This is a genomic window from Roseateles toxinivorans, assembly GCF_004362525.1.
In the GTDB taxonomy this organism is placed as follows: Bacteria; Pseudomonadota; Gammaproteobacteria; order Burkholderiales; family Burkholderiaceae_C; genus Paucibacter; species Paucibacter toxinivorans.
In genome coordinates this window covers 110,030-135,368 of sequence record NZ_SNXS01000010.1, presented here as the reverse complement: position 1 = coordinate 135,368, position 25,339 = coordinate 110,030, and the positions used below count along the sequence as shown (strand labels likewise).

Genomic DNA, 25,339 nt, shown 5'->3' with positions numbered 1-25,339 from the left:
CAAACTCCTGCGCATCGCTTTCGCCGTCTGGACTTCAAAGAGCAGTTTTGATCCTCAACGCCTTCGCGGGGCTTGCGCTGCTCCATAGAATCTACGAATACAGTCCCCGCCCGAGCCCAAGGCCCGGTAAGCGTAGCCCGGATGAAATCCGGGACTCAGCGCAGCCGCTTGATCAGACTCGAGGTATCCCAGCGCTGGCCGCCCAGCGCCTGCACATCGGCGTAGAACTGATCGACCACGGCCGTCACCGGCAGGCGGGCGCCGTTGCGGCGGGCCTCGTCCAGCACCAGGCCCAGGTCCTTGCGCATCCAGTCCACGGCGAAACCAAAGTTGAACTGGTCGTCGACCATGGTCTTGCCGCGGTTGTCCATCTGCCAGCTCTGGGCCGCGCCCTTGCCAATCACGTCCAGCACCAGCTTCATGTCCAGGCCTGACTTCTGGCCGAAGGCGATTGCCTCGGACAGCGCCTGCACCAGGCCGGCGATGCAGATCTGATTGACCATCTTGGCCAGCTGGCCGGCGCCGGAGGCGCCGACCAGGGTGACCGCCTTCGAGAAGGCCAGCGCCACCGGCTGTATGACAGCGAACACGTCGGCGTCACCGCCGCACATCACCGTCAGCGCGCCATTGACCGCACCGGCCTGGCCACCGGACACCGGGGCGTCGATAAAGTGCAGGCCCACCGTCTTGGCGCTCGAATACAGCTCGCGCGCCACCTCGGCCGAGGCGGTGGTGTGATCGACGAACACCGCGCCGGGCTTCATGCCGGCAAAGGCGCCGCTGGGGCCCAGCACGACCGAGCGCAGATCGGCGTCATTGCCGACGCAGGCGAACACGAAGTCACAGTCGCGCGCGGCCTCGGCCGGCGTGGCCGCCGCGGTGCCGCCGTACTCGGCCGCCCAGGCCTGGGCCTTGGCGGCAGTGCGGTTGTAGACCGTGACCTGATGGCCGGCGCGCGCCAGATGCCCGGCCATGGGATACCCCATGACGCCCAGGCCCAGGAACGCGACGCGGCGCGGCGGAATGGTTTCGTAGGTGCGTGTGCTCATGGCCCCAACTGTAAGCCAGCCATGGGCCGCCTGGAACCTAGACGATGGTCAGATGTTCGGTACCCGACGACAGATCGGCGCTCTTCGCCCGACGGCTGTTCAGCTTGATCTGCAGGCGCAGGTCGTTGACCGAGTCGGCATTGCGCAGCGCGTCTTCGTAGCTGACCATGCCACCCTCGTACAGGTCGAACAGGGCCTGATCGAAGGTCTGCATGCCCATCTCGCGCGAGCGCTTCATGATCTCCTTGATCTCGCCGACCTCGCCCTTGAAGATCAGGTCGGAGATCAACGGCGAGTTGATCAGGATCTCGACCGCGGCTACCCGGCCCTTGCCCTCCTGGCGCGGCAGCAGGCGCTGCGAAACCAGCGACTTGAGATTCAGCGACAGGTCCATCAGCAGCTGAGCGCGGCGCTCCTCCGGGAAGAAGTTGATGATGCGGTCCAGCGCCTGGTTGGCGCTGTTGGCATGCAGCGTGGCCATGCACAGGTGGCCGGTTTCGGCAAAGGCCACCGCGTGCTCCATGGTCTCGCGGTCGCGGATCTCGCCCATCAAGATCACATCGGGCGCCTGGCGCAGCGTGTTCTTCAGCGCCTGTTCCCAGCTGTCGGTGTCTATGCCCAGCTCGCGCTGGGTGACGATGCAGTTCTTGTGCGGATGGACGAACTCGACCGGGTCCTCGATCGTGATGATGTGGCCGAAGGTATGCTCGTTACGGTGGTCCACCATCGCCGCCAGCGAGGTGGATTTGCCGGAACCGGTGGCGCCGACAAAGATCACCAGGCCGCGCTTGGTCAGCGCCACCTCTCTCAGCACATCGGGCAGCTTCAGGCTCTCTATCGTGGGCAGGGTCTGCGGAATCGTGCGCAGCACCAGACCCACATGGCCCTGCTGCAGAAAGGCATTGACGCGGAAGCGTCCTATGCCATGGGGCGAGATCGCGAAGTTGCACTCCTTGGTGCGCTCGAACTCGGCCGCCTGCTTGTCGTTCATGATGGCCCGCGCCAGGGCCAGCGTGTGCTGGCCGGTCAGCGGCTGCGGCGAGACCTTGGTGACCTTGCCGTCCACCTTGACGGCCGGCGGAAATTCCGAGGTCAGGAACAGGTCGGAGCCCTTGCGCGAGACCATCAGGCGCAACAGGTCGTTGATGAATTTCGACGCTTGATCGCGTTCCATGGATTGGCCCCCTTGCCTCAGTATGCTGTCAATCGCGCGACAGCAGGGCGCCCAATCGGGCGCTGACCTGACGCAGACTCAAGGACAGGCGCCGCGCCAGCGAGGCCAGCAGCGCCGCCGCCAGCCGGGGCTCCTCGGCCATCAGGCGGTCCAGCGCCTGGGCGTCCAGCACCGCCAGCGTGCAGGCAGTGAGCGTGGTGCAGGCCGAGAAACGCGCGCCGGCATCAAGCAGCGACATCTCGCCCAGCATGTCGCCCGCCCTGGCCTCGGCCAGGCGCGCGCGCCCACCCCAGGGTTGCAGCCGGTCCACGGCCAAGGTGCCTTCCAGCACCACGACCATATAGTCGCCCTGCTCGTCCTGCCTGACCACCTCCCGGTTGGGCGACAGCTTCACATACTGAAGAAACTGGCTCAGCCGCTCCAGGTCTTGATCGTCCAGCGCGGCCAGGTGCTTGTCCGCGCCCCAGAGCTGGGTGAACAGGGCCCTGCCGGTGGCCGCATCGAAGGGCTGGGCACCGAGCTCGGCACCGCGCTGTGACCAGCTGACGACGCTTTCGCCCTCGACGTTCTCGCTGAACATGGTCGAGAAGAAGGTCGATTCGACCCCTCCCTCGGCCTCGGGTTTGGCGCCGCCGGTCAGGCGTTGAAGGAGTTTTCTCATCGCCTCAGCCCGGGAAGTTGTCCGGGAACTTGGCCCGGCTGCGCGCCTCGGCGGGCGAGATCACATTGCGCCGCACCAGCTCGGTCAGGTTCTGATCCAAGGTCTGCATGCCGACGTTGTTGCCGGTCTGTATCGACGAGTACATCTGCGCGATCTTGTTCTCACGTATCAGATTGCGGATGGCCGAGTTGCCCAGCATGATTTCGTGTGCCGCGACACGCCCACTGCCATCCTTCAACTTGCACAGCGACTGCGAGATCACCGCCACCAGCGACTCGGACAGCATCGCCCGCACCATGTCCTTCTCGGCGCCGGGGAACACGTCGACGATACGGTCCACCGTCTTGGCCGCCGAGCTGGTGTGCAGGGTGCCGAAGACCAGGTGGCCCGTTTCCGCGGCCGACAGCGCCAGCCGAATCGTTTCCAGGTCGCGCATTTCGCCGACCAGCACCGCGTCCGGGTCTTCACGCAACGCCGAACGCAGGGCATTCGAGAAGCTCAGGGTGTGAGGCCCGACCTCGCGCTGATTGACCAGGCACTTCTTCGATTCGTGGACGAACTCGATCGGATCTTCGATCGTCAGGATGTGGCCGTATTCCTGCTCGTTCAGGTGGTTGACCATCGCCGCCAGGGTGGTGGACTTGCCTGAACCGGTGGGCCCGGTCACCAGCACCAGGCCGCGGGGCTTGAGCGCCAGCTCGGCGAAGACCTTGGGCGCGCTCAACTGCTCCAAGGTCAGGATCTTGCTCGGGATGGTGCGGAACACCGCGCCGGCACCGCGATTCTGGTTGAAGGCATTGACGCGAAAGCGGGCCAGGCCCTGGATCTCGAACGAGAAGTCGCACTCCAGCGTCTCCTCGTACATCTTGCGCTGCGAGTCGTTCATGATGTCGTAGACCATGTCGTGTACCTGCTTGTGCTCGAGCGGCTCGACATTGATGCGACGCACATCGCCATGCACACGGATCATCGGCGGCAGGCCGGCCGACAAATGCAGGTCGGAGGCCTTGTTCTTGACCGAGAAGGCCAATAGTTGGGTGATGTCCATGGAGGGTGCTGGTAGGCGGCTGGGTTAGGCTCGGGGCATTATGGCGACGATCTCCGACAACTTACAACAGGTTCACGCGCGCATCGCGGCGGCCTGCACCCAGGCGGGCCGACCCGTGCAAAGCGTCACGCTGCTGGTGGTCAGCAAGACGTTTGGCAGCGACAGGGTACGCGAGGCCCATGCGGCGGGCGAGTACCAGTTCGGTGAAAACTATGTTCAGGAGGCACTGGACAAGATCCTGGCCCTGCAGGATCTGCGTGAGGATCTGGTCTGGCATCTGATCGGCCCGCTGCAAAGCAACAAGACGCGGCCGGTGGCCGAGGCCTTCGACTGGGTGCACAGCGTGGACCGGCTGAAGATCGCGCAACGCCTGAGCGAGCAGCGGCCCCAGCATCTGCCGCCACTGCAGGTCTGCCTGCAGGTCAATATCAGCGGTGAGGCGAGCAAGAGCGGCGCCCATCCAGACGAGGTGCCTGCCCTGGCCATGGCGGTGGCCGGCCTGCCTCGGCTGCGGTTGCGCGGCCTGATGGCCATACCCGAGACGGCGCAGACGCTGGAGGCGCAGCGCCTGCCCCATGCCGCCCTGCGCGCGCTGCTGGAGCGGCTCAACGCCGACGGCCTCGCGTTGGACACCCTGTCGATGGGCATGAGCGCCGACCTCGAGGCCGCCGTGCTGGAAGGCAGCAGCATCGTGCGCGTCGGTTCGGCGATCTTCGGTGCGCGCTGAGTAAGCATTCGTAGCAAGGCTACAAAGCGGTGCCAGCGGGCCGATATGAGGGCATGGCGCCTCAAGTTGGCGCAGCCCCCTCCGCCCGACCCACACCGGGTCCGAAACCCCGCGTTTTCCCTAGGCCATGCCGCCGGGAACAGCGTGTGTTTTTACCGGCGCGCGCCTCAAGGCCGGTTCCGCCCTTGTCGATACTCCCAGCACAAAGAAGTTGTCGCGGCTCGCTCACAAAGCGATCCAGGTCAAACGAACGTCTGCCGTTGGGCAAGGGCTCTCATGAAAATTCTGTCGAATCTGCGCATCAGCCATCGACTCGGCTTCAGCTATGCGCTGTTGATTCTGTTGCTCATCATCATCGGCGCCTTTGGCGTCAGCACCGCCAACCGGCTGGCCCACGATCTGGACCGCACTGCCAACAGCAGCCTCGTGAAGATCGAGGCGGCCAATGCGCTGGAAGGCAATGTCAACATCCTGGCCCGCGCCAGCCGCGACCTGCTGCTGCTGGACGAGGCCCGTCAGATCAAAAAGCAGCAGGCCGCGATCGATGGCGCGCTGCAAGACATCGAGAAGCGCCTGGCCGAGTTGGAGACCAAGCTATCCTCGGCCAAGGAAACCGAGCTGCTGGCCCAGGTGCGCGAGCGCCAGGCCAAGTTCTTCGCCTCTATCGCCAAGTTCCGCAAGGTGCAGGTCGATGGCAGCCCCGACGAGGCCCGAGAAAGCCTGGTGATCGATGTGCGCCCCGCGCAGGCAGCCTACCAGGAGGGCCTGAAGGCCCTGGTCGATCTGCAGTTCGAAGACGCCAAGACGCTGGCCAAGGGCGGCGAGACGACGGCCCGCCAGTCGGTGCTGGTGACCGTGGTGCTGGTGCTGGTGGCGGTGCTGATCGGTGGCGGCGGCGGCCTGGCGATTGCACGCTCCATCGTGGCCCCGGCCCGCATGGCACAGGCCGCGGCGGAATCGATCAGCGCGGGCGACCTGAGCCACGACATCGTCGTGGAAGGCAGTGATGAACTGGCCCAGATGCTGCATGCGATGCAAGAAATGCAGACCGCGCTGTCCGGCGTCGTGAAGAGCGTCAGCAGCGCCGCGGGCGAAGTGGCCGACAGCTCGGGCGCCATTGCCGGGGGCAATAGCGAACTGTCCGAGCGCACCGCCCGTTCGGCCGCCAGCCTGCAGCAAACGGCCGCCTCGGTGGAGCAAATTGCCTCCACGCTGAATGGCTCCAGCGAGCTGACCCGCCGCGCCGCCGGCATCGCCACGCAAGCCCGCCAGGCCGCCTCGGCCGGTGGTGTGTCGGTGCAGAGCGTGATCGAAACGATGCAGCAGATCTCGGAGTCGAGCAAGCGCATCAACGACATCATCGGCGTGATCGACGGCATCGCCTTCCAGACCAATATCCTGGCGCTGAATGCTGCAGTGGAAGCCGCCCGCGCCGGCGAGCATGGCCGCGGCTTCGCCGTCGTCGCCTCCGAGGTGCGGGCCCTGGCCTCGCGTTCGGCCGAAGCGGCCAAGGAGATCAAGGGCCTGATCCAGGAGTCCTCGGTCAAGGTCTCGGCCGGCACGGCCCTGGTCAACAGCGCCGGCCAGACCATCCGCGGCGTGGTCGAGGAAGTCAACAATATGGGCAAGCTGATCGAAGAGATCTCGCATGCCGCCCAGGAGCAGGCCAGCGGCGTCGGCGTGGTGAACCACGCGATGGGCGACCTGGACCGCACAACGCAGCAGAACTCGGCCCTGGTCGAGGAACTGACACGCTCCACCGATTCCCTGAAAACCAGCTCGGGCCGCCTATTGGCTGCGGTTGGCTTCTTCCGCTTCTCGGGCCAAGCCGCCTGAGTCGCCTCGCAAGCCCGTCCGATATCACCTCATTCCCAAGGATCAAGCCATGAAGTTCCGCATCTCCTCCGTCATCGCCGCCACCGCCCTGACCTTCGCCGCCTCGCTGGCGATGGCGCAAACCGCGCCCAAGATCGTCAAGAAGGTGCCGCCCGAGTTCCCCAGCGAAGCGGCTCGCGCCTCCGTCTCCAGCGGCGTGGTGAAGGCCAAGATGGCCATCGACGGCGAAGGCAAGGTCACCGACGTATCCATCGTCGAAGCCGAGCCGCGCAAGGTCTTCGACAAGGCCGTGAAAACGGCCCTGATGGGCTGGCGCTTCGAGCCGAATGGGGGCGCGCAGTCGTATGAAGTTCGCCTCGTGTTCAAAAGCGAGGATTGACAGCCGAACGCCCTATCGCTCAGTAGCCCGCCACTCGGCGGGCTTTTTCATTTCAGTTGCTCCACCGCGCTGCGCGCGACCCGCGCCGCATGAAACGTGAAGCGGCAGTGACGAGGGCGCACCGGCCGCTGCGGGCTGAAGCCTTGCCCGGCCCTGAACGGACCGGACTCCGGCTTCTCTATGCCCGCATCGGCCGGCACACCCTCATCCCTGCTGCAATGGGTGTGCAGGCGCGGTCCGACTCTTGGCTGGTGGCCACCAGAGCATCCGCAGAGGGGGCGGGGGGCCGGCCACGGCGGGCATAAAGAAGCTGGAGGTCGGTCCGTTCAGGGCCGGCCCAAGCTTCAGCCCGTCGTGGCCGGCCTCCCGCCTCCTCTGCCGCGCCAACAACGCGAGGTGGCAAGCACCCACACCCAGTGGCGATTCGATCCGTTTCACTTCAAGCCTCAATCTCCTTGAGGCAGCGCGCGAGGCTGCTGGCGCTGGGCTTGTCGACAAACACGCAGCGCTTGCCGGTGCGTTTGCAATGGTCCTTGACCCGCCAGTAGGCGCCGTGGCTGACGCAGCCGGTCTGGCAGATCACCAGATCGGCGGCGGCCAGGCTGGATTCGAGCTGAGCGGCGGTATGGTCCTCGCCGCCATCGTGGTGCAGAAAGCGCCCGCCGGTGCCCTCGATCAGGCGCTTGTAGACCGGCACGCTGGCGGTGCGACCGCCAACGCAGAGGATGGACTGGTCCTTCAGCGTGACCAGATCGGGCTCGTCCGCGGCGACGGCCTCCTCGGCCAGGCTGAGCGCCTGCAGCTGCGCGGCCAGACCCTGGGCCCGCTGCGCCTCGCGCTCCGCCTGCTGCTGCCAGTCCAGCCGCTGACGCTCCAGCGCCTGCGAGCGCAAAACCTGTTCCTCCAGGCGCCGAGTCAACTCGGCCCGGCCCTGCAGACCGGGACTGAGCGCCTCCAGCTGCCGCAGATCCTGCTGGGCGGCGTCCAGGGCAGAGGCCCTGGCCATGGCCTCGGCGCGGGCGCGTATCAGGGCCTGCTGCAGCGCCTCGACCTGCTCGGCCCGGGCCTGCAGCTCGCGGGTGCAGCGCTGCTGCAGTGTGGCGAGCTGACGGGTCAGCACCACGTTCTCGTCCAGCACCTCGTCCAGGCGCTGCAGATCGGCACGGTTGCAGGCACCGACCTGATGCTGAATCATGTGGATCTCGCGGCAGACCTGCTCGCGCAGCGCGTCACCGCAGCGGGCGTGGGTCAGTGTCGCCCACAGCGCGCCGGCGATATCCGCGCCGCGCTGGGCCTCGGTCCACAGCTCGGCCAACTGCCCGGTCGTCTTGGCCAGGGCAAAGCGGCGCAGCGTCGGCAGATGGCGACGGTCCAGCTCACGCTGAATCGCCTCCGCCACCGGACCACGCCGCGCGCACTCCGCCACGGCGCCGACATGGGCCTCATAGTCGTCCAGCCGGGCCTGGGCGCCGGTGAACCTGGCCAGCAGGCGGCGCAGCGCCGGCATCGGCAGGCACACGCCCATCAGCGGGCAATGGGTGCTGTGCGGCAAGTCCCAGAGGCGGTGGCGGCGCGAGCCCCGTGTCTCGGGCAGGGTCGCGATGGAGCGCAGACGCTCGTTCAGCGCGCCGCCCAGGCGCAAGGTGGCCGGGCTGACCAGGGTTGGCTGCGGTTTGAGCTCGTCGCACATGACATTCCTCCTTGAGAACTCGTATCTTAAATGCGAATCGTTCGCATTTGTGGCTTATCGCACAATCCCAATGTGACGCTCTATGAAAACTATGCCGACGAGATAGGTCGCCTGATCGCCAGCGGCACGCTGCGCGCCGGCGACCCATTGCCGTCGGTGCGCCAGGCGCGGGCCAGCCGGGGCATCAGCGCCTCCACCGTGTTCCAGGCCTACCACCTGCTGGAGGCCCGCGGCCTGGTGCGGGCACGGCCCCGCTCGGGCTATTTCGTGCTGCCGCGTCCACTGCTGCGCGAGGCACCACCGCCCTCGCGGCCGCTGGCCGGTTCGCACAGCGTGGCCGTCAGCGAGCTGGTGTTCGAGGTGCTCAGCGCGGTCAAGTCGCGCGAGATCGCACCGCTGGGCTCGGCCTTTCCCAGCCCCGAGCTGTTTCCGCTGGAGGCCCTGCGCCGCGCGATGAATGCCGGCATGCGCAAGCTCAAGCCCTGGAGCACGGTGGACGATCTGCCGCCCGGCCACGAGCCGCTACGCCGCCAGATCGCCAGGCGCTATCTGCACCTGGGCATGAGCGTGACGCCGGAGCAGATCGTGCTCAGCAACGGCGCACTCGACGGCCTGAACCTGTGCCTGCAGGCGGTGACAAAGCCGGGCGATGCGGTGGTCGTCGAGTCGCCCTGCTTCTACGCCGCATTGCAGGCGCTGGAGCGGCTGGGCTTGAAGGCGATCGAGGTGGCCACCGACAGCGCCACCGGCATCGATCTCGCGGCGCTGGCCCGTCTGCTGGAGCGGCGCAAGCCGCAGGCCGTGTGGCTGATGACCAGCTTCCAGAACCCGCTGGGCAGCCTGATGCCCAATGACAAGAAACGCGCCCTGGTCGAGCTGCTGGCCCGCCACCAGGCGCCGCTGATCGAGGACGATGTCTATGCCGAGCTCTATCACGGCGATGCTGCACCGCTGCCGGCCAAGGCCTTCGATACCGAGGGCCTGGTGCTGCACTGCAGCTCCTTCTCGAAGAGCCTGGCGCCGGGCTACCGCGTCGGATGGGCCCTGCCCGGGCGCTATGCCGAGCGGGTGGCGCGGCTGAAGCTGATGACCAGCCTGTCGGGCTCCATCCCCGCCCAGGCGGCGCTGGCCGAGTATCTGCAGGATGGTGCCTTCGACCGCCATCTGGCGCAGATGCGGCGGCGGCTGCAGACCCAGCAGCAGCAGATGCTGGCGGCGCTGGAGCAGCACTTCCCGGCCGGCACGCGGCTGACGCGGCCGCTGGGTGGCTACTTCGTCTGGGTCGAGCTGCCGCCGCAGATCGATGCGCTGGCCCTGCACCGGGCCGCCGCGCGCGACGCCATCAGCCTGGCGCCGGGGCCGATGTTCTCGGCCCGGGCCGAATTCCGCCACTGCCTGCGGCTCAATACCGGCCACCCCTGGACGCCGCAGATCGAGCAGGCCATCGCGACGCTGGGGCGGCTGGCGCACGGCCTGTGCTGATACGGTGATTTTTCGGCCGATCTGAGGCTGCCCTGCGCCTGCGCCATCGGGCATAGTGGCCCGGTGAACGCTGTCCACCTACTCCACAAGCCCTTGTTGACCCTGAGTCTGGCGCTGCTGGCCGCGACGGCCGCGGCCCAGCCGGCCAAGGTCGAAGACACGATCGCCCAACGCGTGCAGGCCTGCACCACCTGCCACGGCCAGCAGGGCCGCGCCGCGCCCGACGGCTACTACCCGCGCATTGCCGGCAAGCCGGCCGGCTATCTGTACAACCAGTTGCTGAACTTCCGCGACGGCCGCCGCCATTACGGCCTGATGGACGAGTTGGTGGCGCCGCTGTCGGACGCCTATCTGCGCGAAATCGCCGAGCACTTCGCTGCACTGGACCTGCCCTATGCCCCGCCGCCGCCCACCCGCGCCAGCCTTGCCCTGCTGCAACGCGGGCAGCAACTGGCCCTGCATGGCGATGCCACGCGCCGCCTGCCGGCCTGCGTGCAATGCCATGGAGCCAAGCTCACCGGTCTGGCGCCGGCCATCCCTGGCCTGCTGGGTCTGCCGCGCGACTATCTGAACGGCCAGTTGGGGGCCTGGAAGTCCGGCCAGCGCCGCGCCCATGCGCCCGACTGCATGGGCCAGATCGCCAGGACCTTGAGCCTGGACGACATCGCCGCCGTCTCGCAATGGCTCGCCGCCCAGCCGCTGCCGGCCGCGCCCAAGGCCGTGAGCGAGCTGCCGGCAGCCCTGCCACTGAGCTGCGGCGGCGTGCCGCAGGCCGCCAAGGTGCTGCCATGAGCCGCCCCATGAAGTTCGCGCTGCTGCTGCTGGCCATGGGCATGGCCGCCGTCGCCCTGGTCTGGGCACTGAATGTGCGCGACGAATCGCCAATGACCGCCTTGGCCGACCGGCCCGCCGCAGCACCCAACGCCGAACAGATACGCCGCGGCGAGTATCTGGCCCGGGCCGGCAACTGCGCCGCCTGCCATACCGCCCGCGGTGGTACGCCCTATGCCGGGGGCAGGGGCATAGACACGCCCTTCGGCACCCTGTTTGCCGGCAATCTGACGCCCGACCCGACCACCGGACTGGGGGACTGGAGTGCCGACGAGTTCTGGCGCGCACTGCACAACGGCCGCAGCAAAAGCGGTCGCCTGCTCTACCCTGCCTTCCCCTATGCCAGCTACACCAAGATCAGCCGTGGTGACGCCGATGCCATCCATGCCTATCTGCAAAGCCTGCCCCCGGTGCAGCAGGCCACGCCCGCCCATGAGCTGCGCTTCCCCTACAACACCCAGGCCGCGCTGGCGGTCTGGCGGGCGCTGTATTTCAGCCCCGGGGTGTATCGGAACGAACCGGCTCAGACCGTGGCCTGGAACCGCGGCGCCTATCTGGTGCAGGGCCTCGGTCACTGCAACGCCTGCCACGCCGCGCGCAACAGCTGGGGCGCCAGCGAGTCCGGCCTAGGCGGCGGGCTGATACCGATGCAGGGCTGGTACGCTCCCTCGCTGGCCGACCCGGCCCAGGCCGGCGTCGCGCACTGGGAGCTGGGCGAGATCGTCGCGCTGTTCAAGACCGGCATGGCGCGCGGCGCCAGCGTGTCCGGGCCGATGAGCGAGGTGGTGCGCGGCAGCACCCAGTACCTCAGCGATGCCGATCTGCGCGCCATGGCCGGCTATCTGAAAGCCCTGCCCCAGCGGCCGCTGGCGTATGCCAAGGCCGCGGCGGCGCCACCGGCCGAGCGGCTCGGCACCGAGGTCTACGAGCAGCACTGCGCGAGCTGCCACGGCAAGCAGGGCCAGGGCGAGCCCGGCATCTATCCGGCGCTGGCCGGCAACCGCGCGGTGACGATGGAGCCCGGCGTCAATGTGCTGCGCGCCATCCTGCAGGGCGGCTTTGCACCGGCCACTGCGGCCCATCCGCGGCCCTTCGGCATGCCACCATTTGCGGTGGCGTTGAGCGATGCGGAGATCGCCGCCGTCGCCAGCCATGTGCGCCAGCAATGGGGCAACACGGCCTCGCCGCTGACGGCTTTCGAGGTCAGTCGGGCGCGGGGTAAACGAGCGGATTGAGGCTGGCCGAAGGCCGGTAGCATGCGCGGCGATTCGTCAAAAGGACACCGCCCATGCTGTCACCGGCCCGCCTCGCTCTTCTGGTCATCACCTCGGTCCTGGCCTGCGCCAGCCGGGCTGCGGAGCCGCCCGCGCTGAGTACCGAGGCCGAGCGCTCCGGCTTCACCACGACCGGCCGCTACGAAGAGGTGCAGAGACTCTGCTTCGGCTTCCAGAAGGCCTATCCGCGCGCAGTGCGCTGCACCGAGTTCGGTCGCACGCCGGAGGGCAGGCCCATGCTCGCGCTCGTCGTCTCGCAAACCGCTGCCCTGAGCCCGGCCGAGAAGCGGCGCCAGAACCTGCCGGCCGTGCTGATACAGGGCGGCATTCATGCCGGCGAGATCGACGGCAAGGACGCCGGCTTTCTGGCCCTGCGCGAGATGCTGCAGGGCCAGGCCGCCAAGGGTGCGTTGAGCAGGCAGGTGCTGGTGTTCGTGCCGGTGTTCAATGTCGACGGCCATGAGCGCTTCGGGCGCTGGAACCGCCCGAACCAGCGCGGCCCCGAGCAGATGGGCTGGCGCACGACGGCGCAGAACCACAATCTGAACCGCGACTATGCCAAGGCGCAGAGCCCTGAGATGCAGGCCATGCTGCGCCTGGTCAACCAATGGGACCCGCTGGCCACGATAGATCTGCACGTCACCGACGGCGCGCAGTTCGAGCATGACGTGTCCATCCAGGTCGAGCCGCTGCACGGCGGCGACGCCGGCCTGCGACCGGCTGGAATGGCCTTTCGCGACGGCGTGATCGCCGATCTGGCCGCCCAGGGCTCGCTGCCCCTGCCCTTCTACCCCTCGTTCACTGTCGACGATGACCCAAGTTCAGGCATCGTGGACAGCGTGTTCCCGCCGCGCTTCTCGTCCGGTTACTTCCTGCTGCGCAACCGTTTCGGCATGCTGGTGGAGACGCATTCGTGGAAAGACTATGCGACGCGGGTGCGGGTGACTCGCAACACCATCATCTCGGTGCTGGAACAGGTCGCCCGGCAGGGCAGCGACTGGCAGGCCCTGGCCCTGGCCGCCGATGCGCGCAGCGCCGCGCTGGCCGGGCAAGCGGTGCCGCTGAGCTACGAGGCCTCGGCCAGGACGCGGCAGATCGCCTTCCGCGGCTATGCCTATGAGCGCGGACCGTCCGACATCTCCGGCGCCTTCATGACCCGCTACGACGAGACCCGGCCGCAGATCTGGACCATGCCGGTGCGCGACGAGGTGCTGCCGGCCCTGCAGGTGAAGGCACCGCTGGCCGGCTATCTGGTGCCCGCCGCCCAGGCTGGCATGGTGGCCGTCAAGCTGAGGCTTCATGAGATCCAGTTCCGTATCTTGGACGCCGCGCTGGCGGCCACCGAACTGGAGGCCTTTCGCGCCACGACCCTGCGCTTCGAGCCGCAATCGGTCGAGGGCCAGCAGCGCCTGAGCGTGCAGGGGGCCTGGGGCCCCGAGCGCCGCGACCTGCCAGCCGGCAGCCTGTTCGTGCCCATTGCCCAGCCCAAGGCCAAGCTGCTGATGGCCTTGCTGGAACCGCTGGCGCCCGATTCGCTGCTGGCCTGGGGATTCTTCAACAATCACTTCGAGCGCAAGGAATACATGGAGGCCTATGTGGCCGAGGCGGTGGCCCGCGAGCAGCTGGCGGCTGATCCAGCCCTGGCCGCGGCCTTTCGCGACAAGCTGCGCGCCGAGCCGGAGTTCGCCAAGAGTGCAAGGGCGCGCTTGGAGTTCTTTGCCCGCCGGCACAGCTCCTGGGATGAGCGCTGGGCCCTGTACCCGGTGCTGCGCACCGACAGGGTGCCCGCCGCACCATGAGCCGCGGGTGAACCGCAAGACCTGTCCCTGGTATGACACAAGTGGCAAACCGATGGGGACCGTGCTTACAAATTTCATCGACAAGCTGCGGTGATCACTCTTGCGGAGGATGAGAGGCTCGGGCAGACTTTGCTTGACTTTGCGAAGTTCGGTCCCTCCCTCGTCCAAAGCACCCTTCTATGTACAGCCCTCCACGACCCCTGCATCTGCGCACCGCCTTCGCCAGGCTCACCGATATGGCGGGGATGGTGCTGGTCTGGCTGGCCGTTCTGCTGCTCGCCTTCGCCTGAGCCTTCAGACGCCGTCTTGAGCCCTGGGCCACCGGCCCGCTCGGCCCGCTCGGCCCGCTCGGCCCGATTTCCCGACCCCGCACTCGCACCGCTGGCGCCGGGCACAGCTCGTCGTGGCTTGCCCGCAACCGTTGCCGGGCGCTTTGCGCACGGGTGTTCTGTCAAGCAGCAATCGAAACAAGGGCGGGTTTTCCCTTTTGCTGAGGCGCAACATCCATTGGAATTCCCTATGCCGCTTGCGCATGGCGGAATCCGAAGATCACGGCCCACGGGTTGAAGTGGCCGGACGCGGCAAATCATGAGTTTGCCGCCCGCTGCTCGACACCCGTCGTCCCACCCACGATTGCACAAGGAGTTCGCTGATGTTCAAAAAAAGCAGAATAGGCGTTGCCGCACTGGCCGCCCTCGGTGCCGGCCTTGCCGCGCCGCAATTCGCCCTGGCGCAAGGTCAGACGCTGGAACGCGTGACCGTGACAGGCTCGTCGATCAAGCGGCTGGAGTCCGAGACGGCGCTGCCCGTGACCGTGATCACCCGTGACCAGATCGAGAAAACCGGTGCCACCAACGTCGAGGAATTGCTCAAGCGCGTCTCGGCCAGCGCCGCGGCGATCTCCGACACCACCCAGGGCGCGGGCTATGCCACGTCCAATGCCAATCTGCGTGGTCTGGGCGCCAACTCCACCCTGGTGCTGCTGAACGGCCGCCGCCTGGCCAACCACCCCTTCGGCAGCATAGGTGGCAATGCCGCGGTCGACCTGAACAGCATCCCGTTTGCTGCCCTGGAGCGTGTCGAAATCCTGCGTGATGGCGCCTCGGCCGTGTACGGCACCGACGCCGTCGCCGGTGTGATCAACTTCATCACCAAGCGCGACTACCGCAGCGGCGAGGTCTCGGTGCGCTACGGCAACACAGAGAGCAATATCGGCGGCGCTGAAAAAGGCGCCAGCATCGCCATCGGCTTCGGCGACCTGCTGAGCGACAAGTTCAATGTGCTGATCACCGGCAATGTGCAGAAGAACACCCGCCTGCGCGCCATCGAGCAGCAGTTCTACAACCGTGGGGCCCAAGAGATCCCGGGCGCAGGCCCACCAACCTCGGGCGGTGGCTTCCCAGGCCGCTTGGCCGAGTTCGGCGTGAGCCCGGGCGCCCACACCAATCTGGGCATCGGCAGCCAGTTCGAGAAGTGTGATCCGACCTTCACGACCTTGCGTGGCACCGGTAAGTCGCCCAATGGCACCGACACCTTCATCTGCCGTTTCATCTACGCTGCCACGCTGGACAATCTGCCCGATCAGGAAAAGGGTGATATCTACGGCCGCGCGACCTTCAATGTGTCCAAGGACCACCAGCTGTTCGCCGAGGCATCTTTTGCCCGCAACCACAGCATTGGCCGCATCGCGCCGACGCCAATCTTCTGGGGCGCCACCAGCCTGGATCCGGTCAAGGGTGACTATGCGCACCCGATGATGCCGATCACGAGCAAGTATTTCCCGCGTGATCTGCTGCTCAAGCTGGGCTATACCGAAGCCGAGCTGAACCCCAATGGTAATGGCCTGGTCGAAGTGGCCCTGCGCGCCATTCCGCGCGGCAACCGCATCAACGACAACACCAACACGCAGACCCGCTTCGTGTTCGGCGCCAATGGCGTGCTCGGCGGCTGGGACTACGACACCGCCGTCAATATCTCGCGCGCCAAGGGCTCGCTGTCCTATTTGGGCTATGTCCACGAGGGCCGCTTCCTGGACGCCCTGGGCAAGGGCTTGATCAACCCCTTCGGTCCCAGCGACGCCGCCGGCGAAGCCGCCTGGGCCGCTTCGGCACTTGACGGTCTGATGCGCGAGTCAACCAGCACGACAACCGAGTTCGACTTCAAGGCCAGCCGCGAGCTGACGCCCATGGCCGGCGGCAATATGGCCCTGGCCCTGGGCGCCAGTGCCCGCAAGGAGAAGGCCGAAGACCGTCCGGTGAATGCCGACTACTCGGCCGGCAAGCACATCGGCGGCGAGGGCACGGTGCCCACGACGATTGCCTCGCGCACCATCACGGCCCTGTACGGCGAGCTGAGCATGCCCTTCGCCAAGGGCTGGGAGGCCGGCATCTCGGCCCGCTACGACAAGTACAGCGACTTCGGCAACACCTTCAATCCGCGCGCCACGCTGCGCTTCCAGCCCAGCAAGGAGCTGGTGCTGCGCGCCGCCGCCGGCACCGGCTTCCGCGCCCCGACCCTGTGGGACGTCAACAGCCCGGTATCGACCACGAACACGGCCAACAGCCTGAAGGATCCGGATTGCCCGTTGGGTCCGGATGGAAAGCCGCAAACTGCCGACCCACGCTGCGACATTCAGTACAACGTCCGCCAGTTCGCCAGCCCGACGCTGAAGCCCGAGAAGTCACGCCAGTTCAGCGCCGGCGTGGTGTTCGAGCCCGGTCGCAGCGTGTCGATCGCCGTGGACTACTGGAACATCCTGAAGAAGGACCAGATCAGCACCATCGGTGGCGACGCGATCTTCTCGGATCCGAAGCTCTATGCCAAGTACAAGAGCCGCATCAAGCGCAACGCGCAGGGCTTTGTCTCCTACATCGAAAGCCCGGTGGACAATCTCGGCGACCTGAAGACTTCGGGCATCGACGTGGACCTGCGCGGCAGCCTGAATCTGCAGGACGGCTTCAAGCTCGGCGCCAGCTTCGTCGGTACCTATGTGCTGGAATGGAAGCGTCAGGCCGACAAGGGCGGCGAGTACACCAGCTATGTGGGCACCGCCGGCGATGGCTCGGCCGTGCAGCCGCAGCCGCGCTGGCAGCACACCGCGGCGCTGGACTTCCAGCGCGGTGCCTGGACCTTCACGGTGGAGAACCAGTTCGTCCGCGGCTGGACAGAGTCGGCCACGCTGGTGGAAAACAACGTCGGCCCCTTTGTTGAGCACCGCGTCAAGGACAGCTCGCGCTTCAACATCGCGATGGGCTACAAGGGCATCAAGAACCTGAACGTGCGCTTCGGCATCAAGAACATCACGGCCGAAGAGCCGCCGTTCACGGCCGTCTCGTCCTACGGTTCGCACGCCGCCGGCTATGCGGCCTCGTTCTCCGACCCGCGCGGCCGTTTCCTCTACGGCTCGCTGTCTTACCAGTTCAAGTAAGACCTGTTGCGGCGGGGCTCAGACCCTGCGGCCACTCCACGAAGCGGGGCGCGAGAGCGCTCCGCTTTTTCTTTGCGCCCTCAGCATGTTGGGCGAGGCCAGGGCGGAGAAGCCCGCCGAGGCCGTTCGGCAGCCAGTCGCAAGGCCCGCTGGTACTCAGCCACCGCCGCGTCCGGATCGGCCGCCTGGCTGAGCCCGCTGAGCACCGCCACACCCCGCGCGCCACATTGCAGCGCCGCACCGGCACGCTCGACATCCATGCCGGCAATCGCCACCACCGGCTCGGCCAGCACCCGACACCAGTAGGCGAGATTGCTCTCGCCCTGCGGGCGCCAGGGCATGTTCTTGGTCTGCGTCGCATGGATGGGGCCGCAGGCGATATAGCTGGGATTCAGGGCGCGGGCGCGGGCCACCTCCCACAGGCTGTGGGTGCTGATGCCCAGGCGCAGGCCGGCATCGGCGATCGCCTGCAGGTCGGCCATGGCAAGGTCTTCCTGGCCCAGGTGCACGCCACAGGCGCCCAGCTCAAGGGCCAGGGCCCAGTGGTCGTTGATGAAGAGCTGCGCGTCGGCCTCTCTCGCTGCAGCAATGCTGCGAGCGATCTGCTCGCGCAGATCGGGCGTGGTGGCGTCCTTGATGCGCAGCTGCAGCGTGCGCACGCCGGCCGCGAGCAGGCGCGCTATCCAGGCGGCGCTGTCGGCAATGGCGTACAGGCCCATGTCGGGCTCGCTCAGCGTGGCGAATCGGAGATCAGATCTGAGGTCTGACCACAGCGTGGGCAGATTCTCCGGCCGCAGTGCGAAGCCAGCATGCGGCCGCACCGGACCGGCACCGACACCCGCCGCATAGCCCCGGCGCAAGGCCTCGGTGGTGGCCATCTTGGCCAGCACGGCGGCATCGGCGGCGCAGAAGCCATGGGCCAGCGCGGCAGCGAGCGAGGAGGCGAACACGCAGCCCGTGCCGTGGTTGTGAGGTGTGGCAATGCGCGGCAGGCTCAGCCAGCCCTGGGCTTGCGGGCTGTGCAGCCAGTCTCGCGATTGCTCGCCACCGGAATCACCGCCGGTGATCAGCACCGTCCTTGCGCCGAGTGCCTGCAGCGCGATGGCCGATTGCGGCACGGCCATCTCCGTGCCAAGCAGCCAGGCCGCCTCGGCACGGTTGGGCGTGATCACATCGGCCAGCGGCAGCAGCTCGCGGCGATAGACCTCGCGCAGCTCGGCCCCGCTGAGGTCAGCCCCGGTGCTGGCGCGCCAGACCGGATCGAGCACCAGGGCCACCGGCGCGCGTTCACGCATACGCTTGATCCAGCGGGCCACGACGCGGACGTTGGCTGCGCTGCCCAGCATGCCGCACTTGATCGCGGCGGGCGGCAGATCCTCGCTCAGCGCCTGCAGCTGGGCATCGAGCAGCTCGGGTGCGACCGCCTGCACCTGCTGCACGGCCCGCGAGTTCTGCGCCGTGATCGCGCTGACGGCGCTGCAGCCATGAACATCAAAGGCCTCAAAGGCCTTCATGTCGGCCTGCAGGCCGGCGCCGCCGCCGCTGTCGGAGCCGGCGATGGTCCAGACGATGGGTTTGGTATTCATAAGGTGAAGGGCCTCGCAGTGACGGGAGTGCTCGCAACAGCCATGTCCTGCGGCACGAGCAGGCCGGCCTCGAAGCCGGCACGGCCGCCGGCAATAGCCGAGGCAAAGCCTGCCGCCATGCGCACCGGGTCGGCGGCCTGGGCCACGGCCGAGTTCAGGAGCACGGCGTCGAAGCCCAGCTCCATCGCCAGCGCCGCATGCGAGGGAGCGCCGATGCCGGCGTCGACCACCAGCGTGGCCCCGGGCAAGCGAGTACGCAGCGTGCGCAGCGCCCAGGGGTTGAGCAGGCCCTGACCCGAGCCTATCGGTGCACCCCAGGGCATCAGGATGCGGCAGCCGGCATCGAGCAGGCGCTGGCAGCTCACCAGATCGTCGGTGCAGTATGGGAAGACCTCGAAGCCGTCTTTCACCAACTGCTCGGTGGCCAGCAGCAGTTCGAACGGGTCGGGCTGCAGCGTGTGCTCATCGCCCACCACCTCGAGCTTGATCCAGTGCGTGCCCAGCAGCTCGCGGGCCATCTGCGCCAGGATCACGGCCTCGCGGGCGCTGCGACAACCGGCGGTGTTGGGCAACAGGCGCACGCCGGTATCGCGGATCGCCTCGATGAAGCCGTTGTCGGAACCCAGTTGGCGGCGCAGCCCCACGGTCACCACCTCGGTGCCCGAGGCCTTGATCGCAGCATGCAGGATCCCGGGCGAGGGGTAGCCCGCACTGCCCAGGAAGAAGCGGCTTGTCAGCACCACATCGGCAATCGTCCAGCTCATTTCGCTCAACCTCCCACAATCGCCTGGAAACCCAGCACGACGTCGCCGCCCTGTAGCCGCCGCTCGGCGCGTTGGGTGCGCGGCACGAACTCGCCGTTGACGGCGGTGGCCAGGGCCTGCGCATCGACGCCGGCTTTTTGCAGCAACTCGGCCAGGCAGCTGTCGGCAGGCAGGTGATGGGACTGGCCGTTCAAGGTGACGGTGATCTCGTTCATTTGGATTGAAGCTCCAGTTGGGCCAGCGCCTGCTCGGCCAGCGCCGGCGCGATCAGCCAGCCGTGGCGGAACAGGCCGTTGATGCGAACGAGGCCAGCCTCGCTGTGCAGCAGCGGCAGGTTGTCGGGCAGGGCCGGGCGCAGATTGGTTTCGCTGTGCACGACCCGCGCCTCGGCCAGCTCGGGGATCACGCTGTGCGCGGCGGCCAGCAGCTCGACGGTGCTGCGCAGGCTGATGGACGAGCGGTCTTCGCTCTCGATCTCGCTGGCGCCGACGACGATCAGATCGCCGGGCCGTGGCACCAGATAGACGCGGTGCCGTGCATGCAGCAGGCGCAGCGGCCGGTGCAGCGGCACGCCGGGCGCATGCAGCCACAGCAGTTCACCGCGGACGCCACGCACGGGCAGTTCGGGCCGGGCGCCGAGGCCGCGCGTGTCGATCACGCAGTCGAAGCGCTGCCAGTCGCCTTCGGTGCGCAAGCGTCCGGCCTCGATCGCATCAACCATCTGGTCCCACCGCCACTGGACACCCGCCTCGCTTGCAGCAGCGAACAAGGCCTGCATCGCCTGCACGCTGTGGATTTGTCCCTCGCCGGGCATCAGCCAGGCCAACAGCTGGCTCTGCAGACCGGGCTCCAGCGCTTCGCGGCGGGTGGTATCCAGCGCCTCGATGGCCACACCGGGCGAGCGCGACTGCAGCACAGCCAGCAGCCGTTGCGCCATGCCCCGGTCGCTGGGATGGGCCAGCAGCAGGCTGCCGCGCTGGGCAAAAAACACCGGCTGCCTGCACTGCGCCAGCCACTGCGGCCACAGCAGCAGCGAACGTTGGCCCAGCGCCGCCATCGAGGCATTGGCGCATTCCAGCTCGGCCACCGGGCTCAGCATGCCGGCGGCCGTCCAGCCGGCGGCCCGTGCCTCTCCAGCCGCAGGCTCGGGGCCGGAGGCTGGATCGAACACCGTGACACGATGACCGGCCAGGGTCAGCCGCCAGGCCAGCAAGCGGCCCATCAACCCGGCGCCGGCCAGGCCTATCTGCAGCGAAGGCATGACCTCAAGCCTTGCTGATCGGAATGTAGATCTCCGAACCCGCCCGCTTGAACTCCTCGCTCTTGGCCAGCATGCCGGCATCGGCCTCCAGCTGGGCCGAGTAATCGCGCACCTCCTGCGAGATCTTCATCGAGCAGAACTTCGGGCCGCACATCGAGCAGAAATGCGCCACCTTGGACGACTCCTTGGGCAGAGTCTCATCATGGAACAGCCGCGCCGTGTCCGGGTCCAGGCTGAGGTTGAACTGGTCATGCCAGCGGAACTCGAAGCGCGCCTTCGACAGCGCATCGTCGCGCTCCCGCGCGCCCGGATGGCCCTTGGCCACGTCGGCCGCATGGGCGGCGATCTTGTAGGCGATCAGCCCCTGCTTCACGTCGTCGCGGTTCGGCAGACCCAGATGCTCCTTGGGCGTGACGTAGCACAGCATGGCCGTGCCCATCCAGCCGATCATGGCCGCGCCGATGGCGCTGGCGATGTGGTCGTAGCCGGGCGAGATGTCTATGGTCAGCGGGCCCAGCGTGTAGAACGGCGCCTCGTGGCAGTGCCTGATCTGCTCATCCATATTGGCCTGGATCATGTGCATGGGCACATGGCCGGGGCCTTCGATCATCGTCTGCACATCGTGCTTCCAGGCGACCTGCGTCAGCTCGCCCAAGGTGCGCAGTTCGGCGAACTGGGCCTCGTCGTTGGCGTCGGCCAGGCAGCCGGGCCGCAGGCCGTCGCCCAGCGAGAAGCTGACGTCGTAGGCGGCCATGATCTCGCAGATCTCCTCGAAGTGCGTGTAGAGGAAGCTCTCCTTGTGATGGGCGATGCACCACTTGGCAAGAATTGACCCTCCCCGCGAGACGATGCCGGTGCGGCGCTTGGCCGTCATCGGCACGAAAGGCAGGCGCAGGCCGGCGTGTATGGTGAAGTAGTCAACACCCTGCTCGGCCTGTTCGATCAGCGTGTCGCGGTAGATCGCCCAGGTCAGGTCCTCGGCCACGCCGCCGACCTTCTCCAGCGCCTGGTAGATAGGCACCGTGCCGATGGGCACCGGCGAGTTGCGCACGATCCAGTCGCGGGTGGTGTGGATGTTCTTGCCGGTGGACAGGTCCATCACATTGTCCGCACCCCAGCGGATTGCCCACACGAGCTTCTCGACCTCGTCCTCAATGCTGGAGGTGACCGCCGAGTTGCCGATATTGGCGTTGACCTTGACCAGGAAGTTGCGGCCTATGGCCATTGGCTCCAGCTCGGTGTGATTGATATTTGCCGGGATGATGGCGCGACCCCGCGCCACCTCGTCGCGTACCCATTCGGGCGTGATGATCCGCGGCAGCGAGGCGCCCATCGGGTTGCCGCGCAGCCGCTGCTCGCGCTCGGCATCGCTGCCGTACTCGTCCATCCACTCGCGCTTCAGGTTCTCGCGCAGGGCGACGAACTCCATCTCGGGCGTGACGATGCCGCGCCGCGCGTAGTGCATCTGCGTGACCTTGGCACCGGCCACCGCGCGGCGCGGTGTGCGCTGCAGGGCGGCGGCCTGGGCGCGCAGCTCCAGCAGCAGGCGCTCACCGTCACGGCCATCGTCCAGCGGCACCGGCGCGCGGCCGGCATAGGCCTCGGTATCGCCACGCGCCGCCACCCAGGCCGAGCGCACATCGGGCAGACCGCGCCGCACATCGATGTCGGCGCCCGGGTCGGTGTAGGGGCCCGAGGTGTCATACAGCGTGATGCTCTCGCCATTGCTCAGCGCGACCACGCGCTGCGGCACGCGAATGTCGGGGCGGCTGCCCTGGGCATAGGTCTTGGTCGAGGCGGGAAAGGGCTCGCGGGTCAGGCTCAGCGCCTGGTTCAGCTTGTCTGGGGCGTTCATCGGATCTCCTTGGGCGTTGGTGCTCCGAAGGCGAGACCCGGACCCTCTCACGGCCCATTGCGATCGTTCGCGCGGGTGTTCGAGTGCTGGTGCTGCTGGCTCTTCTTACGCCGGTATGAACCGGATCAAGTTCGCGGGTTTGGTCTCTCACAACCATCTCAGTCCATCAAGGACACCCCGGAGCGAGGCGCAGTGTAGCGCAGCTCATGCGCCCTGCACGAGCAATACTTGACCCCGCGTCGAGTTCCGCTGTTCAACGCCAGGCGACAAAGCCCGTGCCGGTGCCGGTGCCGCCCTCGGAGCGGTAGCAGGCCACCTGGTCGATCAGCTCCGCCTTCAAGCCGCCGCCGGCCAGGATGCCGGCGGTGGTGATCCAGTTCTTGCACTCCGAGGTGCCGGCCTGGAACAACGTCTCGGGGATGCTGCACAGCGCCTCGTAGTCATCGCGGACGATGGCATCCAGGAAGCGCTTGTCGAAGTCCTCGTCGATGACAAAATGGCTCAGGCCACCGGAGCCGAACACGGCCACGCGTGCATCTGACTTCCATTCGCGCAGGGCCCTGCCCAGGCTGCGGCCGAACTCGAAGCAGCGCCGTGCGGTCGGCTGGTTCGGCGGATAGAAGGTGTTCAGTATCACCGGCACATGCGGGATCACCTCGTCGCCCATGATGTTGCGATACACGAAACCATAGGCGTGCGGCGCGCCGGTCGAGAAGCTGATCTTCTGGTCGGCCTCGCGCAGCCACTTCGAGGCCGCCACGTCGAAGCCATCACGGATGCTGTGCTGGATCAGGTGCAGGCCCAGCTCGGGGTGGCAGGGATGGGTCAGCGCCTCGGGTGGCGCATGGCCGCGCTCGGCCAGATGGATGCCGGCCGGCATGCGCGCGGCCTGGTCGGCCCGGGCCGGCGGATTGACGATGCTGTCGCCCCAATAAATGGTCATCGCCGGCATCACGTCTTCGACGAACAGCTCGTGCTGGTCATTGCCGACGATGACGGCCACATCGGGCTTCACCTCGCGATAGATCTGCGCCAGCCGCTCGACCGCGGCATTGCCCTGGCTCAGCCGGCGCTGCTTCTCCTCCACGTCCAGAAAGCGGCCCAGTTGCTCGGGCGCGCGCAGGGCGAGCAACTGCTCCCAGTCCATCGTCCGGCCGCGGAAGTGGTGGGCCTTGTTGCGCTTGTCGGCCTCCAGGCGTATCGCCCACTGCTCGGCGGGTGTGTGCAACTGCGGGGTGTGGGACAAGGCCATGCCCAGAACGATTTCAGCCATGCATATCTCCGATTGCTTCCGATTGATGCCTGCGCAAAGCGCCAGCCGGGGCTGGTCAGCGCGATGGGTCTATCGTATAGTTGTTACGCTATGCGAGTCAAATGTATTGATTAGCAAGACCAATGGAATGAGACGCCATGCAATTGATCACCTTTGAAACCGTCCGCGGTCCGCGTCTGGGCGCGCTGCTGAACAGCGAGCTGGTGCTGGATCTGGCCCAGGCCGCCGAGCGCCAAGGCGAGTACGCCGCCTGGCTGAGCTCGATGCTGGCGCTGATACAGGCCGGCGAGCCGGCCCTGGCCCTGGTGCGTCGTCTGCTGCGTGCCAGTGAGCCGGCGCAATGCCTGGAGTTGAGCAGCCTGCGCCTGCTGGCGCCGCTGCCCGTACCGGAGCAGATACGCGACTTCGCCAACTACGAGCTGCATGTCCGGCAGGCCCTGGCCTCAAGCATGCGGCTGCGCGCCAACGCAGCGCCCGACCCCGAGGCGGCGCTGACGCAGTTGCAGGCCAGCGGCATGTTTGCCATACCGCCGGTCTGGTACGAGCGGCCGTTGTACTTCAAGTGCAACCGCTTCAGCGTGGTCGGGCCCGACGCGGTAGTCGAGTGGCCGCCGTTCGCTCAGAAGATGGACTACGAGCTGGAACTGGCCGTGGTGATAGGCAAGAAGGTGCGCGATGTGTCGGAGGCCGAGGCGATGGACGCGGTGTTCGGCTACACCATCTACAACGACTTCAGCGCCCGCGACGTGCAGGCCCACGAGTCGCAATTCCGCATGGGCCCGGCCAAGGGCAAGGACTTCGATACCGGCAATGTGTTCGGCCCCTGCATCACCACCCGTGATTCGATTGCCGACCCCTACGCGCTGCAGATGAGCGTGGCCGTCAATGGCGAGGTCAAGACCCGCACCACGGCCGCCGGCATGCAGCACAGCATTGCCCGCTGCATCAGCTTTCTGTCGCAGTCGGAGACGCTGTATCCGGGCGAGATCCTGGCCATGGGCACGGTGGGCAATGGCTGCGGCTATGAGTCGCTGAGCTTCCTGAATGACGGCGACGAAGTGACGTTGGAGGTTGAGGGCATAGGGCGGCTGAGCAACCGCCTGCGTCGGGGTGGCAGAGGGGGCGGGGGGCCGGCCACGACGGGCTGAAGCTTGGGCCGGTCCCTTCGGCCCGACCTCCAGCTTCTTTATGCCCGCCGTGGCCGGCCCCCCACCCCCTCTGCG

General features: G+C 67.2%; 19 protein-coding genes, 1 pseudogene and 1 riboswitch. Of the genes and pseudogenes, 9 read left to right on the top strand and 11 right to left on the bottom strand.

The features are described from left to right. Positions 1-155 precede the first annotated feature (155 nt). The 4 genes and pseudogenes from DES47_RS24650 to DES47_RS24635 form a co-directional block, all read right to left on the bottom strand. Positions 156-1,070 (bottom strand): annotated as a pseudogene (locus DES47_RS24650) (NAD(P)-dependent oxidoreductase); the annotation flags it as partial. A 16-nt stretch (positions 1,071-1,086) separates the two neighbouring features. Then, positions 1,087-2,223: a PilT/PilU family type 4a pilus ATPase gene (locus tag DES47_RS24645; protein WP_133703432.1), complete on the bottom strand. Its 1,137-nt coding sequence runs from the start codon at positions 2,221-2,223 to the stop codon at positions 1,087-1,089. A gap of 28 nt (positions 2,224-2,251) precedes the next feature. Continuing rightward, positions 2,252-2,884 (bottom strand): cyclic nucleotide-binding domain-containing protein, encoded by a 633-nt coding sequence (locus tag DES47_RS24640; protein ID WP_133703431.1) that lies wholly within the window; start codon positions 2,882-2,884, stop codon positions 2,252-2,254. Between the two features lie 4 nt (positions 2,885-2,888). Continuing rightward, positions 2,889-3,932 (bottom strand): type IV pilus twitching motility protein PilT, encoded by a 1,044-nt coding sequence (locus tag DES47_RS24635; protein ID WP_133703430.1) that lies wholly within the window; start codon positions 3,930-3,932, stop codon positions 2,889-2,891. A gap of 40 nt (positions 3,933-3,972) precedes the next feature. On the opposite strand from DES47_RS24635, the gene DES47_RS24630 reads away from it, so the two are divergent. From DES47_RS24630 to DES47_RS24620, 3 genes are all read left to right on the top strand, one after another. Beyond that, complete coding sequence (locus DES47_RS24630) at positions 3,973-4,659, top strand: YggS family pyridoxal phosphate-dependent enzyme (protein WP_133703429.1); 687 nt, start codon at positions 3,973-3,975, stop codon at positions 4,657-4,659. 276 nt (positions 4,660-4,935) lie between these two features. Continuing rightward, positions 4,936-6,495: a methyl-accepting chemotaxis protein gene (locus DES47_RS24625; protein ID WP_166652153.1), complete on the top strand. Its 1,560-nt coding sequence runs from the start codon at positions 4,936-4,938 to the stop codon at positions 6,493-6,495. Positions 6,496-6,544: 49 nt separating this feature from the next. Further along, positions 6,545-6,874, top strand: a complete 330-nt coding sequence (locus tag DES47_RS24620; RefSeq protein ID WP_133703427.1) for a TonB family protein — start codon at positions 6,545-6,547, stop codon at positions 6,872-6,874. A 439-nt stretch (positions 6,875-7,313) separates the two neighbouring features. Here DES47_RS24620 and DES47_RS24615 read toward each other — a convergent pair whose 3' ends face one another. Then, the gene (locus tag DES47_RS24615) at positions 7,314-8,564 is read right to left on the bottom strand and encodes a DUF2325 domain-containing protein (protein ID WP_133703426.1); all 1,251 of its coding nucleotides are present in this window, start codon (positions 8,562-8,564) and stop codon (positions 7,314-7,316) included. Between the two features lie 72 nt (positions 8,565-8,636). On the opposite strand from DES47_RS24615, the gene DES47_RS24610 reads away from it, so the two are divergent. The 5 genes from DES47_RS24610 (at position 8,637) to DES47_RS24590 (ending at position 17,377) form a co-directional block, all read left to right on the top strand. Beyond that, positions 8,637-10,046, top strand: a complete 1,410-nt coding sequence (locus DES47_RS24610) for an aminotransferase-like domain-containing protein (protein ID WP_243748449.1) — start codon at positions 8,637-8,639, stop codon at positions 10,044-10,046. 96 nt (positions 10,047-10,142) lie between these two features. Next, the gene (locus DES47_RS24605) at positions 10,143-10,838 is read left to right on the top strand and encodes a c-type cytochrome (RefSeq protein WP_425057488.1); all 696 of its coding nucleotides are present in this window, start codon (positions 10,143-10,145) and stop codon (positions 10,836-10,838) included. Further along, positions 10,835-12,112: a c-type cytochrome gene (locus DES47_RS24600; RefSeq protein ID WP_133703423.1), complete on the top strand. Its 1,278-nt coding sequence runs from the start codon at positions 10,835-10,837 to the stop codon at positions 12,110-12,112. Before DES47_RS24605 ends, DES47_RS24600 begins: the two co-directional genes overlap by 4 nt. A 53-nt stretch (positions 12,113-12,165) precedes the next feature. Next, positions 12,166-13,950 (top strand): M14 family metallopeptidase, encoded by a 1,785-nt coding sequence (locus tag DES47_RS24595; RefSeq protein WP_133703422.1) that lies wholly within the window; start codon positions 12,166-12,168, stop codon positions 13,948-13,950. A gap of 652 nt (positions 13,951-14,602) precedes the next feature. Further along, positions 14,603-17,377 carry a TonB-dependent receptor gene (locus tag DES47_RS24590; RefSeq protein WP_133703421.1) on the top strand — a complete coding sequence of 925 codons (2,775 nt, stop codon included), beginning with the start codon at positions 14,603-14,605 and terminating at the stop codon, positions 17,375-17,377. 80 nt (positions 17,378-17,457) lie between these two features. Here DES47_RS24590 and thiD read toward each other — a convergent pair whose 3' ends face one another. The 6 genes from thiD to DES47_RS24560 all read right to left on the bottom strand — a co-directional run bounded on the left by thiD (position 17,458) and on the right by DES47_RS24560 (position 24,116). Further along, positions 17,458-18,963: a bifunctional hydroxymethylpyrimidine kinase/phosphomethylpyrimidine kinase gene (gene thiD / locus DES47_RS24585; protein WP_133703420.1), complete on the bottom strand. Its 1,506-nt coding sequence runs from the start codon at positions 18,961-18,963 to the stop codon at positions 17,458-17,460. Further along, positions 18,960-19,727 carry a thiazole synthase gene (locus tag DES47_RS24580; protein ID WP_133703419.1) on the bottom strand — a complete coding sequence of 256 codons (768 nt, stop codon included), beginning with the start codon at positions 19,725-19,727 and terminating at the stop codon, positions 18,960-18,962. Before DES47_RS24580 ends, thiD begins: the two co-directional genes overlap by 4 nt. Before the next feature lie 5 nt (positions 19,728-19,732). Next, the gene (gene thiS, locus DES47_RS24575) at positions 19,733-19,942 is read right to left on the bottom strand and encodes a sulfur carrier protein ThiS (protein ID WP_208115107.1); all 210 of its coding nucleotides are present in this window, start codon (positions 19,940-19,942) and stop codon (positions 19,733-19,735) included. After that, positions 19,939-20,988 carry an FAD-dependent oxidoreductase gene (locus tag DES47_RS24570; protein ID WP_133703418.1) on the bottom strand — a complete coding sequence of 350 codons (1,050 nt, stop codon included), beginning with the start codon at positions 20,986-20,988 and terminating at the stop codon, positions 19,939-19,941. The genes thiS and DES47_RS24570 overlap by 4 nt, the downstream gene beginning before the upstream one ends. Before the next feature lie 4 nt (positions 20,989-20,992). Next, complete coding sequence (thiC, locus tag DES47_RS24565) at positions 20,993-22,843, bottom strand: phosphomethylpyrimidine synthase ThiC (protein ID WP_133703417.1); 1,851 nt, start codon at positions 22,841-22,843, stop codon at positions 20,993-20,995. 85 nt (positions 22,844-22,928) lie between these two features. After that, positions 22,929-23,033, bottom strand: a riboswitch (TPP riboswitch). A gap of 63 nt (positions 23,034-23,096) precedes the next feature. Beyond that, positions 23,097-24,116: a DODA-type extradiol aromatic ring-opening family dioxygenase gene (locus DES47_RS24560; RefSeq protein WP_133703416.1), complete on the bottom strand. Its 1,020-nt coding sequence runs from the start codon at positions 24,114-24,116 to the stop codon at positions 23,097-23,099. A gap of 137 nt (positions 24,117-24,253) precedes the next feature. On the opposite strand from DES47_RS24560, the gene DES47_RS24555 reads away from it, so the two are divergent. Continuing rightward, positions 24,254-25,264, top strand: coding sequence for a fumarylacetoacetate hydrolase family protein (locus tag DES47_RS24555; RefSeq protein ID WP_133703415.1), 1,011 nt, complete (start codon positions 24,254-24,256; stop codon positions 25,262-25,264). Positions 25,265-25,339: the final 75 nt, after the last annotated feature.

Bases quoted from the DNA above. Each gene is read 5' to 3' on its own strand.
- DES47_RS24645 (WP_133703432.1), bottom strand. From the start codon at position 2,223: ATGGAACGCGATCAAGCGTCGAAATTCATCAACGACCTGTTGCGCCTG.
- DES47_RS24640 (WP_133703431.1), bottom strand. From the start codon at position 2,884: ATGAGAAAACTCCTTCAACGCCTGACCGGCGGCGCCAAACCCGAGGCC.
- DES47_RS24635 (WP_133703430.1), bottom strand. From the start codon at position 3,932: ATGGACATCACCCAACTATTGGCCTTCTCGGTCAAGAACAAGGCCTCC.
- DES47_RS24630 (WP_133703429.1), top strand. From the start codon at position 3,973: ATGGCGACGATCTCCGACAACTTACAACAGGTTCACGCGCGCATCGCG.
- DES47_RS24625 (WP_166652153.1), top strand. From the start codon at position 4,936: ATGAAAATTCTGTCGAATCTGCGCATCAGCCATCGACTCGGCTTCAGC.
- DES47_RS24620 (WP_133703427.1), top strand. From the start codon at position 6,545: ATGAAGTTCCGCATCTCCTCCGTCATCGCCGCCACCGCCCTGACCTTC.
- DES47_RS24615 (WP_133703426.1), bottom strand. From the start codon at position 8,564: ATGTGCGACGAGCTCAAACCGCAGCCAACCCTGGTCAGCCCGGCCACC.
- DES47_RS24600 (WP_133703423.1), top strand. From the start codon at position 10,835: ATGAGCCGCCCCATGAAGTTCGCGCTGCTGCTGCTGGCCATGGGCATG.
- DES47_RS24595 (WP_133703422.1), top strand. From the start codon at position 12,166: ATGCTGTCACCGGCCCGCCTCGCTCTTCTGGTCATCACCTCGGTCCTG.
- DES47_RS24590 (WP_133703421.1), top strand. From the start codon at position 14,603: ATGTTCAAAAAAAGCAGAATAGGCGTTGCCGCACTGGCCGCCCTCGGT.
- thiD (WP_133703420.1), bottom strand. From the start codon at position 18,963: ATGAATACCAAACCCATCGTCTGGACCATCGCCGGCTCCGACAGCGGC.
- DES47_RS24580 (WP_133703419.1), bottom strand. From the start codon at position 19,727: ATGAGCTGGACGATTGCCGATGTGGTGCTGACAAGCCGCTTCTTCCTG.
- thiS (WP_208115107.1), bottom strand. From the start codon at position 19,942: ATGAACGAGATCACCGTCACCTTGAACGGCCAGTCCCATCACCTGCCT.
- DES47_RS24570 (WP_133703418.1), bottom strand. From the start codon at position 20,988: ATGCCTTCGCTGCAGATAGGCCTGGCCGGCGCCGGGTTGATGGGCCGC.
- thiC (WP_133703417.1), bottom strand. From the start codon at position 22,843: ATGAACGCCCCAGACAAGCTGAACCAGGCGCTGAGCCTGACCCGCGAG.
- DES47_RS24560 (WP_133703416.1), bottom strand. From the start codon at position 24,116: ATGGCTGAAATCGTTCTGGGCATGGCCTTGTCCCACACCCCGCAGTTG.
- DES47_RS24555 (WP_133703415.1), top strand. From the start codon at position 24,254: ATGCAATTGATCACCTTTGAAACCGTCCGCGGTCCGCGTCTGGGCGCG.